This is a genomic window from bacterium, from assembly GCA_024226335.1.
Taxonomy (GTDB): domain Bacteria; phylum Myxococcota_A; class UBA9160; order SZUA-336; family SZUA-336; genus JAAELY01.
This window is the reverse complement of the sequence record JAAELY010000298.1, coordinates 1-2185: the sequence shown is the minus strand read 5'-3', so window position 1 is coordinate 2185 and position 2185 is coordinate 1. Positions and strand designations below refer to the sequence as shown.

Below are 2185 nucleotides of genomic sequence, written 5' to 3'. Positions count from 1 at the left end.
GCACAACGCAGCGCCAAAGCCGTTCATCTGGACCAAGAGCGCCGAGCAGATCCTCGACAGCATCCGTCGCTTCTGTTCCCGAGTCCTCCAGGTCCACGCTCGGAAGCATTAGAGATGGAACTTCTGAAACAGGACACTAGTTCGCCGGGCTACTCGTCCTGCTCCGACTGGGAGCGGAGGAGTTCCTCGACGGTCCGACGGATCTCCAGCGATCGGTCGATCCGACCCGCATGCAGGCTCTCTTGTGATAGGCCGAATCCGCTGAAACCCTCGGTGCCGAGTTGCCACGGCGAGTCCAGTACCATTCGATCCGCAAAAGCCGGAGCCTTGGACACATCGAAGCCTGCACGTGCCGCGAGCTGCAGTGCCAAGCGATCTGCTGCCGGTTCGTCGGGCGTCTTACGCGCCAGGGTAGTCCCGAGCAGTTGGTGCGCCATCTGATGGGCGATCCCGATCGCGAGTTCATCATCGTCACGAGTGAATGCCACGAGTCCACTCGGAACGAGCACATCAACACGATTGGGGTGCGCGCGGGGGATGAGATCCTCGCTCATGAACATGATTGATGCGTGATGGCAGCCCTGAACGATGGGCAACTCTACTTGGAGAGGAGCACCGGCTCGCTCGAGCGAAAACGAAACCTCACTACCGTCACTCTGGCGAATCGCCGAAAAGACATCTCCCGTCTTGCGAATCGATTGTCCAGAAACCTTCCTTACGAGATCGCCTTCCTGAAAGCCTGCGCGATCAGCGGGTGAATCCGGAAGGACCGCAAGGACCTTGACTTGATCGACGAGCCCGAAAATCTCCTCGGCTTCAGCCTCCTTCCCGAACAGAACGTCCCGGCGTCGGCCAACCGAAGCACCGAGAAGCGGCGCAACTCGGTCACCGCACAAGGCAACGCCCTTCGAACGCAGCGCATGGCTTACTCGCAGGATCTGTCGTCGGCGTTCTCCCAGCCGCTCCAGCGGTGTGATCATCTCCTCGTCTACGCTGAACAGGCCCAATACAGGACTCTGCTTCTCGCAGAAGGGGGCTGCTTCAAGACGAATCCTGTCTACGATTCCCTGGAGCCGGGCTTGCCCGGTGAGCCGGTGGTCGAGGATGAGTTCGCCGAGTCGTTTCGCCTCGGCGTACCGCGCTTCTTCATCGGCGGCATGGCTCAGTGAAGGAGCGATGCCAATCAGGAGAAGGCACACCGCGGAAAGTGGAAGTGAGCAGGCCAGCATGTCTCCACCCTACATGCATTCGGGCGTGGTTCAAAGCGCCGGCGTGGTCCCATCTGAACAGCTGCCGGGATAGGGATGGCTAGCAATCGGGATCGTCGTAGCGAACTGATTCTGGCCGGAAGGGTAGGTGGGGCTGACGATCTCGATCGATGCGCTCTCTGGGTCGATCCTCAGCAGGCTGTCGCTGCGAAGCCCGACGACGATGGGGACGCTGGAGGCCCCGCTCGCCTACATCGCTGGAGAGACGACGAAGAGCAGCGCGAACCGTGGCCTCGGCTCGATCCATCGCTTCGCGTCAGACCATTGGCTCCCGTTGATCGACCGTCGCGTATGATCCACATGCCTGCGATTTCACGGCTCCGCAACTCATCGGTGAAGCGATCGCTTTGAAGCGCGAGTTCTCGGAACCGACTTCGTGGCAGACGCAAGCGTGGTAGGGTTGGAGCCGGGGGGCAAGTGTCAGGTAGCGTCGGCGGTTGTGCAGCATGAAGATCGAATGGCAAGGCGACATCACATCGGTGCAGCCGCGTTTCCGGATGCTGCGATCGTTCGATGAGCGCCATCATGCGTACCTCGGCTATGCGCTCAGGATTCGGGGCAGCATCAATGGGAACGACGCCTCCGCATGGTTCGGTTTCGGCAAAGCTGCCCACGAGAAGCATCGATTCGAAGCAGGCCAGGCGGCCAGCGGCCAGGCACTCGCGGTCGCCGACCCCAGAATCGAACCCGTCGACTTCTACAAGGTCAGTCGCGTCACGATTGCACCGCGGCGGAATCCCGCCGGTACACCACCCCCTTGGCAAGGTGTTGCTCCTGCGATCGAGATCTATCGAAACCGAGGCCATAGGCGGCTCTCAGCAAAGACGTATTCGTCTGTCGCCTGCTCTAGCTGCATCTGGGGCGCTCGCATGCCCGTCGAGATCATCGTCGACCACTGGAAGCCGAAGGAGAAGAAG

At 60.8% G+C, this 2185-nt stretch carries 2 protein-coding genes; one reads left to right on the top strand and one right to left on the bottom strand.

Annotated elements, in window-relative coordinates; all coding sequences use genetic code 11:
• Positions 1 to 149 precede the first annotated feature (149 nt).
• The gene (locus GY725_15715; GenBank protein ID MCP4005637.1) at positions 150 to 1229 is read right to left on the bottom strand and encodes a PDZ domain-containing protein; all 1080 of its coding nucleotides are present in this window, start codon (positions 1227 to 1229) and stop codon (positions 150 to 152) included.
• 485 nt (positions 1230 to 1714) lie between these two features.
• Here GY725_15715 and GY725_15710 point away from each other — a divergent pair.
• Positions 1715 to 2185 (top strand): hypothetical protein (locus GY725_15710; protein MCP4005636.1); only part of this gene is annotated, 471 nt, incomplete at its 3' end.